Below are 14,359 nucleotides of genomic sequence, written 5' to 3' on the forward strand. Positions count from 1 at the left end.
GGCACGATGCTCGCCATGATTGGACAGCTGCGTTCGACGGTGATCGACTGCCCCGACCCGCGTGGGCTGGCCGGCTTCTACTCGGAGCTGCTCGGCCTGCCGCTGATCGAGGACAACTCCGACGGTGACGACTGGGTGGTGCTCGGCGGGCCGCCCGGCCACCTGCCCCGGCTGGCCTTCCAGCGGGCGCCTGAGCTGCGCCCGCCGGCCTGGCCCGATCCGGAGCGGCCCCAGCAGTTCCACCTCGACGTGACGGTGGACGACATCGAGGCGGCAGAACAGGCGGCCCTGGCCCTGGGCGCCCGGCGGCTACCCGGCGAGGGCGAAGGCTTCCGGGTCTACGCCGACCCGGCCGGCCACCCGTTCTGCCTCTGCTGGGACTGACCGTCGGGCCTGCCCGGCCGTCCAGCGTGTCCGGCCGTCCAGCGTGTCCGGCCGTCCAGCGTGTCCGGCCGTCCAGCGTGCTCGGTCGGCCGGTGGGCTCGGGCGGCCGGTGGGCCTCGCCGGACGGCTGGGCGTCGACGGCTGGCCGCGAAGCGTCGAGAGCCGGCCACCGGCCGACCTCGGGCGGGCCGGCAGCCCGACGGTGGTGGTCCGATCGGACGCTGCGCGGCTTGCGGCCGGCGGGCATCATCGCCTTCATGATCAGTTCCGCTCCTCGGCGCGCCTCCGGTTCGCTCTTCGGTCTGGCTTACGGTGACTCGCTCGGCAAACCCACCGAGTTCCTCACCGTCGCCGAGATCGACCGGCGGTTCGGCCCGACCGGCCCCCGGGAGCTTGTCGGCGATCCGGCGCTTGTCACCGACGACACCCAGATGGCGTTGGCGGTTGGCTGGGCGCTGCACGACGCGCCGACGTACACCGCCGAGGCGGTGGAGCCGCTGCTGCGCCGTCGCTTCCTGGACTGGGCGGTCAGCCCGGACAACAACCGCGCGCCGGGGATGACCTGCCTGCGGGCCTGCGCCGAGCTGTCCCGGGGGCTGCCCTGGCAGCAGGCCACCGAGGCCGGGTCGAAGGGGTGCGGGGCGAACATGCGGGTCACCCCGGTCGGGTTGCTCGACGTCGACCTGGACACCCTCGCCGGGCTGGCCCAGCTACAGGCCGGTCTCACCCATGGTCACCCGACCGGCCTGGCGGCGAGCGAGTTGACCGCGTACGCGGTCCGGCTGCTGGTCGGCGGCGATGTCACGCTGGCCGAACTGCCCGGCCTGCTCACCGCCCGGGCCAACGAGCAACGCACGGTCTACCGGGCCGACTGGCTCGGCGAGCTGTGGCGGCGCTCGGCGGCCGGTACCCCCGAGGAGTTCATCTCCCTGGGCTGGCACGAGTGCCGGCGAGCACTGGCCCGGCTCGACGCGGCACTTGCCGCCCCCGACGACGGCGGTGACCCGTGCCGGTTCACCGGTGAGGGCTGGATCGCCGAGGAGGCACTCGCGGCGGCCCTGTACTGCGCCGTCCGGCACGCCGACAGCCCGGTCGACGCGCTGACCCGAGGCGCCCGGACCGCCGGCGACTCCGACTCGATCGCGGCCCTCGCCGGAGCCTTCGTCGGCGCGGTCCACGGCATGTCCGGCTGGCCGACCGGGTGGGCGGACCGGATCGAGTACGCGGACCAACTCACCGCCCTGGCCGCACCGCACGACTGATCCACTCGCGCCACAGCCGTCGTCCGGCCGGATCCGGGCACGTCAGGCCGGGTGGCGGCACCGTTGTCCCACCCGGGGACTACCGTGCGGGGGTAGCACGATCACGGGAGGTCGACAGCGGTGTCCGGAGGCGGCAGGGTGTCCGAGGAAGCGGTTCCCCAGCAGGTCGATGCGGCGCAGGAGGCCGCCGGTCCCGAGCCGACGCCGCAGGCGCGGGAGCGGCACACCACGCTCAGCCAGGAGCTGACCGAACACCAGTACCGCTACTACGTGCTCGACGCGCCGACCATCTCCGACGCCGACTTCGACCGCCAACTGCGCGAGCTGGAGGCGTTGGAGGCGGAGTTCCCGGCGTTGCGCACCCCGGACTCACCGACCCAACGGGTCGGCGGCACGTTCTCCACCGACTTCACTCCGGTCGCCCACGCCGAACGGATGATGTCGCTCGACAATGCCTTCGCCGACGAGGAGTTGGCCGCCTGGGCGGAGCGGGTCGAGCGGGACGCCGGTGGTCCGGCACCTTATCTGTGTGAGCTGAAGGTCGACGGGCTGGCGATCAACCTCACCTACGAGGGCGGCCGGCTGGTCCGGGCGGCCACCCGCGGCGACGGCCGCACCGGCGAGGACGTCACCGCCAACGTGCGCAGCATCCGGGACGTGCCCGGTCGGCTGACCGACTCGGCGGAGTTCGGTCCGCCCCCCGAGTTCATCGAGGTGCGGGGCGAGATCTACTTCCCGGTGGCCGCCTTCGCCGACCTCAACGCCGGCCTGGTCGAGCAGGGCAAGGCACCCTTCGCCAACCCGCGCAACGCCGCGGCCGGCAGCCTGCGGCAGAAGGATCCGCGGATCACCGCCTCCCGCCCGCTGCGCCTGGTGGTGCACGGCATCGGCGCGCGCCGTGGCTTTCAGCCGGCCACCCAGTCCGAGTCGTACGCGGCGTTGACGGCATGGGGGCTGCCCACCAGCGACCGCTGGCGGGTGGTGCCCGACCTGACCGGCGTCCGGGACTACATCGCGCACTACGCGGCGCACCGGCACGACGTCGAGCACGAGATCGACGGTGTGGTGGTGAAGGTCGACCCGGTGCCCATCCAGGGACGGCTGGGCTCCACAAGTCGGGCACCACGCTGGGCGATCGCCTTCAAGTACCCGCCAGAGGAGGTCAACACGACCCTGCTCGACATCGAGGTCGAGGTCGGGCGGACCGGCCGGGTCACGCCCCGGGCGGTGCTCCAGCCGGTCCGGGTGGCCGGCTCCACCGTCGAGTACGCCACCCTGCACAACGCCCGCGAGGTCGAGCGCAAGGGAGTCCTGATCGGCGACACGGTGGTGATCCGTAAGGCCGGTGACGTGATCCCCGAGGTGCTCGGCCCGGTGGTCGACCTGCGTCCGCCGGACGCCCGACCGTTCGTCATGCCGACCACGTGCCCGGCCTGCGGCACCCCCCTCGCCCCCGCGAAGGAGGGCGACGTCGACATCCGGTGCCCCAACTCGCGCAGTTGCCCGGCGCAGTTGCGGGAGCGGGTGTTCCACCTGGCCGGGCGCGGTGCCTTCGACATCGAGGCACTCGGCTACAAGAGCGGCGCCGCGCTGCTCGACGCGCAGATCATCACCGACGAGGGTGACCTGTTCGCGCTCGACGCCGAGCGGCTGGCCCGCGCGCCGTTCTTCGTCAACAAGGACGGCACCCTCGGCAGCAACGCCGTCAAGCTGCTCGACAACCTCGCCACGGCCCGGGAACGTGACCTGTGGCGGGTGCTGGTGGCCCTCTCCATCCGGCACGTCGGGCCGACCGCCGCGCAGGCGTTGGCCCGGCATTTCAGGTCGATCGAGGCGATCGACCAGGCGACCGAGGAGGAACTCTCCTCAGTCGACGGTGTCGGCCCGACCATCGCCGCCAGCATCCGCGAGTGGTTCGCCGTCGACTGGCACCGCGAGGTGGTCCGGAAGTGGGCCGAGGCGGGTGTACGCATGGCGGAGGAGGCGGTGCAGGAGGGGCCACGCCCGCTGGAGGGGGTGACCGTGGTGGTGACCGGGACGCTCGGCGGTTTCTCCCGGGACCAGGCGGCCGAGGCGATCCAGTCTCGGGGTGGCAAGGTCAGCGGCTCGGTGTCGAAGAAGACCGGCTTCGTCGTGGTGGGCGACAACCCCGGCTCCAAAGCGGACAAGGCGGCCAGCCTGAAGGTGCCCGTGCTCGACGAGGAGGGCTTCCAGGTGCTCCTCGACGCCGGCCCCGAGGCGGCCCGGCAGGTGGCCCGCGTCGAGGAGTGACGATCTTTACGGCACTCTGCCGGATACCAACTTAATTACGACTACGACCGATTCGTGACTGTCGTGACGGGAAAGTGGGTGGTGGGGGCGTTTCATTGGGGCACGGCGCGTGAAACCACGGGCCGGTTTCGTGCCGGGAGGTGTGATGGAGTCGCCCGATCCGCGCAACCTCGTCCCGCCCGGGCGGACGGCGCAGTTCTCGGCGTTCGTCGCGGCCGTACTCATGGTGGCCCTGCTCGTCTCGGCGAACGGGCTGGTGTCCTTCGTATCGGCCCTGCCCGACCTGCCGGCGGCGTTCTGGACGATGGCGGTGCTCGCCGTGGCGTGCGACGCCCGGCCCTTCCTACCGCCCGGCCGAGGGCAGTCCTCCTCGGCCGTCTTCCCCTCGACCTGCTTCACCTTCGCGATCCTGCTCGGGTGGGGGCTCGGCCCCGCGGTCGCGGTGCAGGCGGTCGCGGTGGTGGCGTCCGGGGTCCGGATGCGGCACGCGCCCTGGCGGACGGCCTTCAACGCCGGGCAGTACGCCTGCTCGCTGGCCGCGGCGTACGCGATCACCCGGCTCGGACCCGGCGGGATCTACGACGGCGCGGCGCTGGGCTGGACCGACATCACCGCGATCGGCGGCGCCGGGGTCGCCTGGTTCGCGGTCAACTACGGGTTGGTCACCACGGCGGTCCGGCTGCGCTTCGGGGAGCGGTGGTGGCCCAACGCGTGGCACGGCCTGCCCTTCGAACTGCTCTCCACCGGGTCGTTGCTGCTGCTCGCACCGGTGCTGGTCACCGCCGCCAGGGCAAGCGCCGCCCTGGTGCCGCTGGTGCTGGTGCCGCTGTTCGCGGTCTACCGGATGGCCCGGCTCACCGTGGAGCAGCACCAGTTGGCCGCCCTCGACCCGCTCACCGGGCTGCCCAATCGCAAGGCGTTGCTGGCTGAGGTCAACGAGCAGGTGCACCGGCATGCCGAGCGCGCCGCCCGAGGCGAGTCCGGAACCCGCCTCGCCCTCCTCTTGATCGACCTGGACCGGTTCAAGAACGTCAACGACGCGCTCGGCCATGCGGTCGGCGACCGGCTGCTGGTGGAGGTGAGCGCCCGGTTGACCGACGCGGTCGCGTCGCCGCAGATGGTCGCCCGGCTCGGCGGCGACGAGTTCGCGATCGTGATGACCGGGATCACCGATGTCAGCGAGGCCCGTTCGCTGGCCGACCAGGTCGTCGAAGCCCTCGCCGAGCCGGTGCCGCTGGACGGGTTGCCGCTGGATGTCGGCGGTTCCATCGGCATCGCCCTGTTTCCGGATCACGGCGAGGACTTCGCCACCCTGATGCGGCACGCGGACGTGGCGATGTACGACGCGAAGCACCGCAACGACACCGTCGCCGTCTACACCGCCGAGTCCGACCACAACTCCGCCGAGCGGTTGGGGCTGCTGGCCGACCTGCGCCGGGTGCTGGAGGTCGGTGCGTCGGGGCGGGCCGACGGGTCCGGGTCGGCCGAGGCGACCACCGTTCGCGGCGGGGACGGCGCGGTGTTGTCCACCTCGGCACCGCTGGAGGAGCCGGCCGGCATCCGATGGTGGAGTCGGCGGCGACGTCGCCCCCGGCTGCTGCACCACGATGACGAGCTGATCGCCCGGATCATCACCGGCGCGGACCCGACCGTGCGCCGGGCGGCCCGTGACGGGGAACCGGACGCTGCGGCGGCCGGCGGCGCGGTGTGGTCCGGGACGGGTGGCGGTGGCCAGCCGGATCTCGGCGGTGGCGGTGCGGATCCCGCAGCTCCGACCGTCGGCGACCGCCCCGGCGCTGAGCCGGGCACGGACGCGGGCGAGATCATGATGTATTACCAGCCGCAGGTCGCCATCGCCACCGGAGAGGTGGTCGGGGTGGAGGCGCTGCTGCGCTGGCGGCACCCACGCCGGGGGATGGTGGACCCGGAGGAGCTGATCCGGGTCGCCGAGCAGAGTGCGGTGATGCGGCTGCTCACCCGCCGGGTCGTCGACGACGTGGTGGAGCAGCTCGCCAAGTGGTCGGCGGCCGGCCTCGGGCTGCGGGCGGCGTTGAACGTCAGCGTGCGGGACCTGCACACCGGCGAGATCGCCGACCAGATCGCCGACCGGCTCACCCGCTACGGCGTGGCACCGGAGCGGCTGCAACTGGAGATCACCGAGGGTGCCCTGATGGCCGACCCGCGCCGGGTGCTGACCACCATCACCCGGCTGCACCGGATCGGGGTGGGCATCGCGCTCGACGATTTCGGTACCGGCTACTCCTCCCTTCAGCACCTGCGCCGACTGCCGCTGTCGGAGGTGAAGGTCGACCGCTCGTTCGTGCTCGGCATGACCGAGGACGCCGACGACGCGGCGATCGTCCGCTCGACGATCGAACTGGCCAAGGCGCTGGGGCTGCGGGTGGTGGCCGAGGGCGTGGAGGACGAACGGACCTGGCGGATGCTGCACGCGGCTGGCTGCGACGCCGCCCAGGGCTGGTTCTACGCCCGGCCGATGCCGGCCGAGGAACTGGTCGCCTGGCTGGCCCGGTACCGTCCGCTCCGCCCGCTCGGCGGCCACGACGAGGCGGAGATCCCCCGCCGGCACGCCCGCTGACCCCGACGGAGCCATCGGGACCAGCCACGTCGGTCGCGCCGGGATCAACGGTGTCGGTGCGGCCGGGACCAGCGCCGTCGGTCCGGCCGGGACCAGCGGCGGCGGTGGCGGCGGGACCAGCCGGGTCGGGCGCCCGGGGAGGCGGCAACGGCCGGCCGGGCGGGAAACAATAGACTCGCTGCGGTCACCGCGCGTCGCGTACCCGGCAGCGGTGGGCGCAGGTCAGGCAGACGCAGCACAGCCACGAAGGGGGCACCGATGGCCGCCATCTCCCGCGAGGAGGTCGCGCACCTGGCGCGACTGTCGCGGCTCGCCGTGACGGAGGAGGAGTTGGACACCTTCGCCGGTCAGCTCGACGTGATCCTCCAAGCGGTCGCGCAGGTGGGCGAGGTCGCCGCCGCGGACATCCCGCCGACCTCCCACTCGGTGCCGTTGACGAACGTGCTCCGCGAGGACGTCGTGACGCCGTGCCTGACACCCGAGGAAGCGTTGTCGGGTGCCCCCGACGCGGAGGAGCAGCGGTTCCGCGTACCGCGGATTCTGGACGAGGATGTGGCCTCATGACCGACGTCACCGCAATGACCGCGACGCAGATCGCGGGGCTCGTCGCCACCGGCGCGGCGTCCGCCGTCGAGGTCACCCAGGCCCACCTGGACCGGATCGCCGCCGTCGACGGCCGGGTCAACGCCTTCCTGCACGTCGACACCGAGGGCGCGCTTGCCGCCGCCCGCGACATCGACGCCCGCCGGGCGGCCGGTGCGGAACTGGGGCCGCTGGCCGGTGTGCCGGTCGCGGTCAAGGACGTCCTCACCACCAAGGGCGTGCCGACCACCGTCGGCTCGAAGATCCTCGAGGGCTGGCGTCCGCCGTACGACTCGACGATCGTGGAGCGGCTGCGCGCCGCCGGCACGGTGATGCTCGGCAAGACCAACATGGACGAGTTCGCCATGGGTTCCTCCACGGAATACTCGGCGTACGGGCCGAGCCGCAACCCGTGGGACACCGACCGCATTCCGGGTGGTTCCGGCGGGGGGAGCGCGGCGGCGCTCGCCGCGTACGAGGCGCCGCTGGCGATCGGTTCGGACACCGGCGGCTCGATCCGCCAGCCCGGCGCGGTCACCGGCACCGTCGGCGCGAAACCGACCTACGGCGGCACCTCCCGGTACGGGTTGGTGGCTTTCTCCTCCTCGCTGGACACTCCCGGCCCGTGCGCGCGTACGGTGCTCGACGCGGCGTTGCTGCACGCGGCGATCGGCGGGCACGACCCGCGTGACTCCACCTCCATTCCGGCACCGGTGCCGGACGTGGTGGCCGCGGCGAAGCTCGGCGCGACAGGCGACCTGAGCGGGGTGCGGCTGGGCATCGTCACCGAGTTCGGCGGCGAGGGCGCGGAGCCGGGCGTGACGGCCGCCTTCAACGAGGCCGTCGCCACGCTTACCAAGCTCGGCGCGGAGATCGTCGAGATCTCCTGCCCGCACTTCCGCTACGCGCTGCCGGCGTACTACCTGATCGCGCCCAGCGAGTGCTCCTCGAACCTGGCCCGCTTCGACGGCGTCCGGTTCGGGTTGCGGGCCGGCGACGACGGCAACCGATCGCTCGAGGAGGTCATGTCGCTGACCCGGGAGGCCGGCTTCGGTCCCGAGGTCAAGCGGCGCATCATGCTCGGCACGTACGCGCTCTCCTCGGGCTACTACGACGCCTACTACGGGCAGGCGCAGAAGGTGCGTACGTTGATCACCCGCGACTTCACCGCGGCGTTCGAGCGGGTCGACGCGCTGATCTCGCCGACCACCCCGTTCGTCGCCTTCCCGCTCGGCGCGCGCACCTCCGACCCGTACCAGATGTACCTGGCCGACCTGTTCACCATTCCGAGCAACCTCTACGGCGGGCCCGGCATCTCGGTGCCGTGCGGGCTCTCCGACGGGCTGCCGGTCGGACTTCAGGTGATGGCCCCGACGCTTGCCGACGACCGGATGTACCGGGTCGCCGCCGCGTTGGAGAGCGCCGTCGGCACGTTCACCCCACCGGCACTGTGAGGCAGGAGCACAGATGACCACGACACTGCCCGCGTACGACGAGGTCGTCGCGCGCTACGAGCCGGTGATCGGCCTGGAGACCCACGTCGAGCTGGGCACGAACACCAAGATGTTCTGCGGTTGCCCGACCGACTTCGGTGGTGAGCCGAACACCCGGGTCTGCCCGGTCTGCCTGGGGCTGCCCGGCTCGCTGCCGGTGGCGAACAAGGCGGCGATCGAGGCGACCATTCAGATCGGCTTGGCGCTGAACTGCTCCATCGCGACGTGGTGCCGGTTCGCCCGGAAGAACTACTTCTACCCGGACATGCCGAAGAACTTCCAGATCAGCCAGTACGACGAGCCGCTCTGCGTCGACGGTTACCTGGACGTCGAGGTCAACGGCGAGACGGTGCGGATCGGCATCGAGCGGGTGCACCTGGAGGAGGACACCGGCAAGACGCTGCACGTCGGCGGCGCTACCGGTCGTATCCACGGCGCGACCGAGTCGCTTGTCGACTACAACCGGGCCGGCATTCCGCTTGTGGAGATCGTCACCAAGCCGATCCCGGGTACCGGCGCGTTGGCGCCCGAGGTGGCCCGCGCTTACGTCACCGAGCTGCGGGACGTGATCCGCAGCCTGGGCGTCTCCGACGTACGCATGGAGGAGGGTTCGCTGCGGTGTGACGTGAACACCTCACTGAACTTGCCCGGGCAGGAGTGGGGCACCCGTACCGAGACCAAGAACGTCAACTCGCTGCGGTCGGTCGAGCGGGCGGTCCGCTCGGAGATGCTGCGTCAGGCCGCCGTCCTCGGCGCGGGTGGCCGGATCACCCAGGAGACCCGGCACTTCCACGAGGACACCGGGGACACCACTCCGGGACGGTCCAAGGAGACCGCCACCGACTACCGGTACTTCCCGGAGCCGGACCTGGTGCCCCTGGCCCCGGATCCGGCCTGGGTGGCGGAGCTGAAGGCGGCCCTGCCGGAGCTGCCCCGGCTGCACCGCCGCCGGCTCCAGCAGGCCTGGGGCCTCTCCGACCTCGACATGCAGTCGGTGCTCAACGCCGGTGCGGTCGAGCTGATCGAGGCCACCGTGGCGGCCGGTGCGACACCGGCCGCGGCCCGCAAGTGGTGGCTCGGTGAGCTGTCCCGGCGGGCCAACGAGACGGGCGTGGAGCTGGCCGACATCGGGGCCACCCCGGCCCAGGTCGCCGAGCTTCAGGGCCTGGTCGACGCCGGAAAGCTCAACGACAAGTTGGCCCGCACCGTGCTGGAGGGCGTGGTCGCCGGTGAGGGTTCGCCGACCGAGATCATGACCAACCGCAAGCTGGAGGTCGTCTCCGACACCGGCGCGCTGACCGCCGCGGTGGACGAGGCGATCGCCGCCAACCCAGCCATCGCCGACAAGGTCCGCAGTGGCAAGGTCGCCGCAGCCGGCGCCCTCGTCGGCGCGGTCATGAAAACCACCCGTGGCCAAGCCGACGCCCAAACCGTCCGCACCCTCATCCTCGCCCGCCTAGGCGCCCAAGGCTGACCCCCCAACCCCCTCCCACCAACCCGAGTCGATCATGAGGTTGGCGGCAATTGTCGATCTTCAAACTGCCGCCAACCTCATGATCAACCAGCATCACCTCGATGGGCATCAATGGGGATGTCCGGATGGAGTTCCAGCGCGTGGACCGGCACGATCTTGATGTTCTTGACGAGATTCAGCGGCGGGTGTTGTGGCTCGCTACCCGGATCGTGGACGCGGCCAACCATGACCGGGGTGCTGGGGACGGGGTGAAGGTCGGTGGGCATCAGGCGTCCAGCGCCTCGCTTGTCACCGCGATGACCGCCCTGTGGTTCGCCCACCTGGGCGCCGAGGACCGGGTCGCCGTCAAGCCGCACGCCTCCCCGGTCTTCCACGCCATCCAGTACCTGCTCGGCAACCTGGACCGGTCGTACCTGCCCCGGCTGCGGGCACGGGGCGGCCTCCAGTCGTACCCGTCGCGGACCAAGGACCCGGACGAGGTGGACTTCTCCACCGGCTCGGTGGGGCTCGGTGCCGCCGCGCCGCTGTTCGCCGCGGTGACCCGTCGCTACGTCGACGCCCACTTCGGTGCGCGGCCGCACTCCCGCTTTGTCGCCCTGATCGGTGACGCGGAACTGGACGAGGGCAACATCTGGGAGGCCGTCGCCGACCCGGCCACCACCGGGCTCGGCAACGTGATGTGGGTGGTCGACTTCAACCGGCAGTCGCTCGACCGGGTCGTTCCCGGGGTACGGATCGACCAGTGGCGCGGCCAGTTCGAGGCCGCCGGCTGGCACGTCGTCGAGGTGAAGTACGGCCGCCGGCTCGCCGAGGCGTACGACCGGCCGGGCGGGGCGGCGTTGCGCGACTGGATCGACGCGATGCCGAACGAGCAGTACCAGTCGCTGTTCGGGCTGACCGGGCCGGCGCTGCGCAAGCAGTTCCTGGACGGTGCTCCCGAGGGCATCGCGGCGTTGATCGCCGACGTCTCCGACGACGACCTCGGTCCGCTCGTCACCGACCTGGGCGGGCACGACCTGGCGGCGCTGCTGGACGCGTACGCCCAGTGTGACGCGGTGACCGACCGCCCGAGCGTGGTGTTCGCGTACACCGTCAAGGGTTGGGGGTTGCCGATCGCCGGTAACCCGCGCAACCACTCCGCCCTGTTGACTACCGAGCAGGTCGACGCGCTGCGCACCGCGCAGGGGTTGACCCGCGACACCGAGTGGGACCGGCTCGACCCGGCGTCGCCGGCCGGGATCCGGGCCGGGCAGCGCCGCGAGGCGCTGTCCCGCGCGCCCCGCGAGCGTGCGCTGGGGGTCACCGTGCCCCAGGCCACGAACGTACGCGCCAACAAGCCGATCTCCACTCAGGAGGTCTTCGGTCGGGTGCTTGTCGACCTGGCCCGTGATCCGCAGGTGGGGCGGTATCTCGTCACCACCGCGCCGGACGTGGCCACCTCCACCAACCTGGCCGGGTTCATCAACAAGACCGGTGTGTTCGCACCGACCGCCCAGCGTTCCTGGTCGGAGGACCGGATGCTGCGCTGGACGGAGAGCCCCGAGGGCCAGCACATCGAGCTGGGCATCTCCGAGATGAACCTGTTCCTGCTGCTCGGCCAGCTCGGCCTGGCGTGGGACCTGTCCGGGCAGCCGCTGCTGCCGGTCGGCACCGTCTACGACCCGTTCGTGCTGCGCGGGCTCGATGCGTTCCTGTACGGCACCTACTCCGGTTCCCGCTTCGTCGTCGCGGGTACCCCGTCCGGTGTCACCCTCGCGCCGGAGGGTGGCGCCCACCAGTCGACAATCACCGCGAGCGTGGGGCTGGAACTGCCCGGGGTGACCTTCGTCGAGCCCGCGTACGCGGCCAGCCTCGACTGGCTGCTCTGCGACGCCTTCGGGCACATGGCCGGGGCGGTTCGGCCGACGACGACGGCGGTGCCGGCCGAGGACGGGGCGTACTACTTCCGGCTCAGCACCCGACCGGTCGACCAGGCGCCGTTCGAGGCGGCCCGGGCCCGGCTCGGTGACGCGGTGCTGCGCCGCCAGGTGCTCGCCGGTGCGTACCGGCTGGTCGACGCCCACCAGGCGTACCCGCACCTGGCCGACGCGCCGACGGTGCAACTGGCCGCCTCCGGGGCGGTGCTGCCCGAGGTGCTGGCCGCGGCGGCGGAACTGGCCGACGAAGGTGTCGCCGCCCACGTCGTGGATGTGACCAGCCTGGACCGCCTCTACCGGGCCTGGCAGCGCACCCTGCGTCAGGGCGTACGCACGGCGACCGTGCCGAGCGTGCCGGGCGCGCTGCGGTCCGCCTTCGCCGACCGGGTGCCGGTGGTGACCGTGCACGACGCCGCCTCGCACGCCATGGCCTGGCTCGGCTCGGCCGTGGCCGCGCCGGCGGTCCCGCTCGGCGTCGACGAGTTCGGCCAGTCCGGCAGCGTCCACGACCTCTACGACCTCCACGACCTGCTTCCCGGCAGCATCGTCAACGCCGCCCTCGCCGCCCTCTCCCTCCGCTGACTCCCACCCCGCCTTTCCCGGCCCTCTCCCTCCGCTGACCCCCCTTTCCCGGCCCTCTCCCGGTCGATCATGAAGTTGTTGTCCTCGGCAAGCGCTCTCCCGGGCAACTACTCCATGATCGTCGCTGGGTGCTGGGTGCTGGGTGCTGGGTGCTGGGTGCTGGGGGTCAGCGGGTGGGGGTGGGGGTGGGGGAGATGGTGGGGGTGGGGGTGGGGGTGGCGCCCAGGGGGGTGGTGGGGGGTGGGGCGATGACGGTGCGTTCGAGGTTGACCTGGGCCTGGCCGGTCCCGCCCACGGTGATGTCGTCGTATGCCTGGAGTCGCTTCTCCTGGTCGAAGTAGAGCACCGTCATCGCCAGCGGCGTCGGCTCCTCCTGCTCCAACCCGCGCAGCCCGGCACCGCCGGTGGAGCCCTGCACCATCAGCGTGGTGGGCTGCTGGCCGGCCACCTCCGGCAGCGTGTTGATCTGCCGGTCGTGGGTGTGCCCGGCGAGCACCAGCGGGCAGGTGCCGGAGAGTGGGCCGGCGGCGGCCGGGTCGTGCACCAGCGCGATGTCGACCGGGCGGGGAGAGCTGCGGATCGTGGCGGCGAGCTTCTCGCCCGTGGTGATCAATTCGTCGGCGGTGGGTTGGCTCAGCCCACCGCTGGCCGGCGAGGTGCTCTTGTCCGGGGTGAAGCGGGGATCACCGATCCCGGCGATGGTCAGCCCGGCGACGGTGGTCGTGGTGTTGTCAAGTACGACCGCGTTGGGTTGGCGGGCCACCGCCGCCGCCGTACGGCCCGAGTCGTGGTTGCCCCGGATGTACACGTACGGCTTCTCGAGCAGGCTGATCGAGCCGACGTACGACGCCTCCGGCTCGCTGCCCCAGTCGGTGATGTCGCCGGTGTCGATCACCACGTCGATGCCGAACTGCTCGGTCACGGTCCGGATGATCTGCCAGGCACTCGGATTGAGGTGCAGGTCGGAGATGTGCAGCACCCGGGTGGTGCCCGGCTCCGGCTCGTACACCGGCAGCGCCGACACCGTCGTGTACAGCTGGGTGACGTTGCCGATGAGCCGCTGGAGCTGCTCGGCGTACCGGGTGTAGTCGTCGGCGATCTTGCGTACGTCGCCGACGATCGCCGGGGCGTTGACCAGCAGTCCCTCGTACCGGGGCTCCTCGATCGACTGGGGTCGGATGGTCGCCGCGGCGGTGCCCAGACTGCCGGCCGTGATCAGCAGCGCCAGCCCACCGGCCCAGGCTGCCCGGCGGGTGTTCCGGAACACCAGCAGCGCCAGCACCAGCGTGGCCAGTACGGAGGAACCGACCGTGCGCAGCCCGAGCCGCATCACCCCCTCCCGGACCTCGTCGACCGCCGACTGGGTGGCCCGGTTGAGGCTCGCCGGATCATCGATCAGCGCCTCGACCCGGCTCTGGTCCAGCGCGCCCAATTCCACGGTCAGGTGGGTCGGCCCGCCGTGACTGTTCAGCAGCAGCGAGCCCAGCGGTGGGATGTCGACGGTGGTACCGCCGGTGGTCGCGGGCGAGACGGAGAGTCGAGCGTGGAACGGCCCGATGTCGGTGCCCACGTTCCCGCCCGCCACGACACCGGCGAGCACACCGACCAACGTGACCACCAGGACGGAAACGGCGACGGCGAAGCGGCGCAGGCCCCGCTGCCACCCGCCGTCACGCCGCGGTGCGGCGAAGCGTCGCATCGGTGGAAAACGGCGCGGCCGACCCGGGGTCGTGTCCCCGTCCCGATCGCGGCGCGGCTCGTCGTTCTGCTGACCGTCCATGCTGAGATTCTGACCTGCC

At 71.9% G+C, this 14,359-nt stretch carries 9 protein-coding genes; 8 read left to right on the top strand and 1 reads right to left on the bottom strand.

The features are described from left to right. Positions 1-15: 15 nt before the first annotated feature. The 8 genes from ACFY2A_RS05115 to ACFY2A_RS05150 all read left to right on the top strand — a co-directional run bounded on the left by ACFY2A_RS05115 (position 16) and on the right by ACFY2A_RS05150 (position 12,560). Positions 16-384, top strand: a complete 369-nt coding sequence (locus ACFY2A_RS05115; protein WP_387168693.1) for a VOC family protein — start codon at positions 16-18, stop codon at positions 382-384. A gap of 257 nt (positions 385-641) precedes the next feature. Beyond that, on the top strand, positions 642-1,646 hold the full coding sequence (locus ACFY2A_RS05120) for an ADP-ribosylglycohydrolase family protein (RefSeq protein ID WP_387168696.1): 1,005 nt from the start codon (positions 642-644) through the stop codon (positions 1,644-1,646). Positions 1,647-1,784: 138 nt separating this feature from the next. Then, positions 1,785-3,917 carry an NAD-dependent DNA ligase LigA gene (gene ligA / locus ACFY2A_RS05125; RefSeq protein ID WP_363916806.1) on the top strand — a complete coding sequence of 711 codons (2,133 nt, stop codon included), beginning with the start codon at positions 1,785-1,787 and terminating at the stop codon, positions 3,915-3,917. Between the two features lie 145 nt (positions 3,918-4,062). Beyond that, positions 4,063-6,513, top strand: a complete 2,451-nt coding sequence (locus ACFY2A_RS05130) for a putative bifunctional diguanylate cyclase/phosphodiesterase (RefSeq protein ID WP_387168699.1) — start codon at positions 4,063-4,065, stop codon at positions 6,511-6,513. 258 nt (positions 6,514-6,771) lie between these two features. Then, a complete protein-coding gene (gatC, locus tag ACFY2A_RS05135; protein ID WP_088995614.1) occupies positions 6,772-7,077 on the top strand; it encodes an Asp-tRNA(Asn)/Glu-tRNA(Gln) amidotransferase subunit GatC in 306 nt (101 codons plus the stop codon). Further along, positions 7,074-8,549, top strand: a complete 1,476-nt coding sequence (gatA, locus tag ACFY2A_RS05140; RefSeq protein ID WP_387168703.1) for an Asp-tRNA(Asn)/Glu-tRNA(Gln) amidotransferase subunit GatA — start codon at positions 7,074-7,076, stop codon at positions 8,547-8,549. The genes gatC and gatA overlap by 4 nt, the downstream gene beginning before the upstream one ends. 13 nt (positions 8,550-8,562) lie before the next feature. Further along, positions 8,563-10,062 (top strand): Asp-tRNA(Asn)/Glu-tRNA(Gln) amidotransferase subunit GatB, encoded by a 1,500-nt coding sequence (gatB, locus tag ACFY2A_RS05145; RefSeq protein ID WP_363916812.1) that lies wholly within the window; start codon positions 8,563-8,565, stop codon positions 10,060-10,062. 140 nt (positions 10,063-10,202) lie between these two features. Next, entirely contained in the window at positions 10,203-12,560 is a 2,358-nt protein-coding gene (locus ACFY2A_RS05150; protein WP_387169475.1) for a pyruvate dehydrogenase, read from the top strand. 166 nt (positions 12,561-12,726) lie between these two features. On the opposite strand, the gene ACFY2A_RS05155 is transcribed toward ACFY2A_RS05150, so the two are convergent. Next, complete coding sequence (locus ACFY2A_RS05155; RefSeq protein WP_387168707.1) at positions 12,727-14,340, bottom strand: metallophosphoesterase; 1,614 nt, start codon at positions 14,338-14,340, stop codon at positions 12,727-12,729. Positions 14,341-14,359: the final 19 nt, after the last annotated feature.

This window comes from Micromonospora sp. NPDC000442 (assembly GCF_042898635.1).
GTDB lineage: Bacteria > Actinomycetota > Actinomycetes > Mycobacteriales > Micromonosporaceae > Micromonospora.

Excerpts from the sequence above, each read along its gene's own strand:
- ACFY2A_RS05115 (WP_387168693.1), top strand. The coding sequence starts at position 16 with ATGATTGGACAGCTGCGTTCGACGGTGATCGACTGCCCCGACCCGCGT.
- ACFY2A_RS05120 (WP_387168696.1), top strand. The coding sequence starts at position 642 with ATGATCAGTTCCGCTCCTCGGCGCGCCTCCGGTTCGCTCTTCGGTCTG.
- ACFY2A_RS05130 (WP_387168699.1), top strand. The coding sequence starts at position 4,063 with ATGGAGTCGCCCGATCCGCGCAACCTCGTCCCGCCCGGGCGGACGGCG.
- gatC (WP_088995614.1), top strand. The coding sequence starts at position 6,772 with ATGGCCGCCATCTCCCGCGAGGAGGTCGCGCACCTGGCGCGACTGTCG.
- gatA (WP_387168703.1), top strand. The coding sequence starts at position 7,074 with ATGACCGACGTCACCGCAATGACCGCGACGCAGATCGCGGGGCTCGTC.
- gatB (WP_363916812.1), top strand. The coding sequence starts at position 8,563 with ATGACCACGACACTGCCCGCGTACGACGAGGTCGTCGCGCGCTACGAG.
- ACFY2A_RS05155 (WP_387168707.1), bottom strand. The coding sequence starts at position 14,340 with ATGGACGGTCAGCAGAACGACGAGCCGCGCCGCGATCGGGACGGGGAC.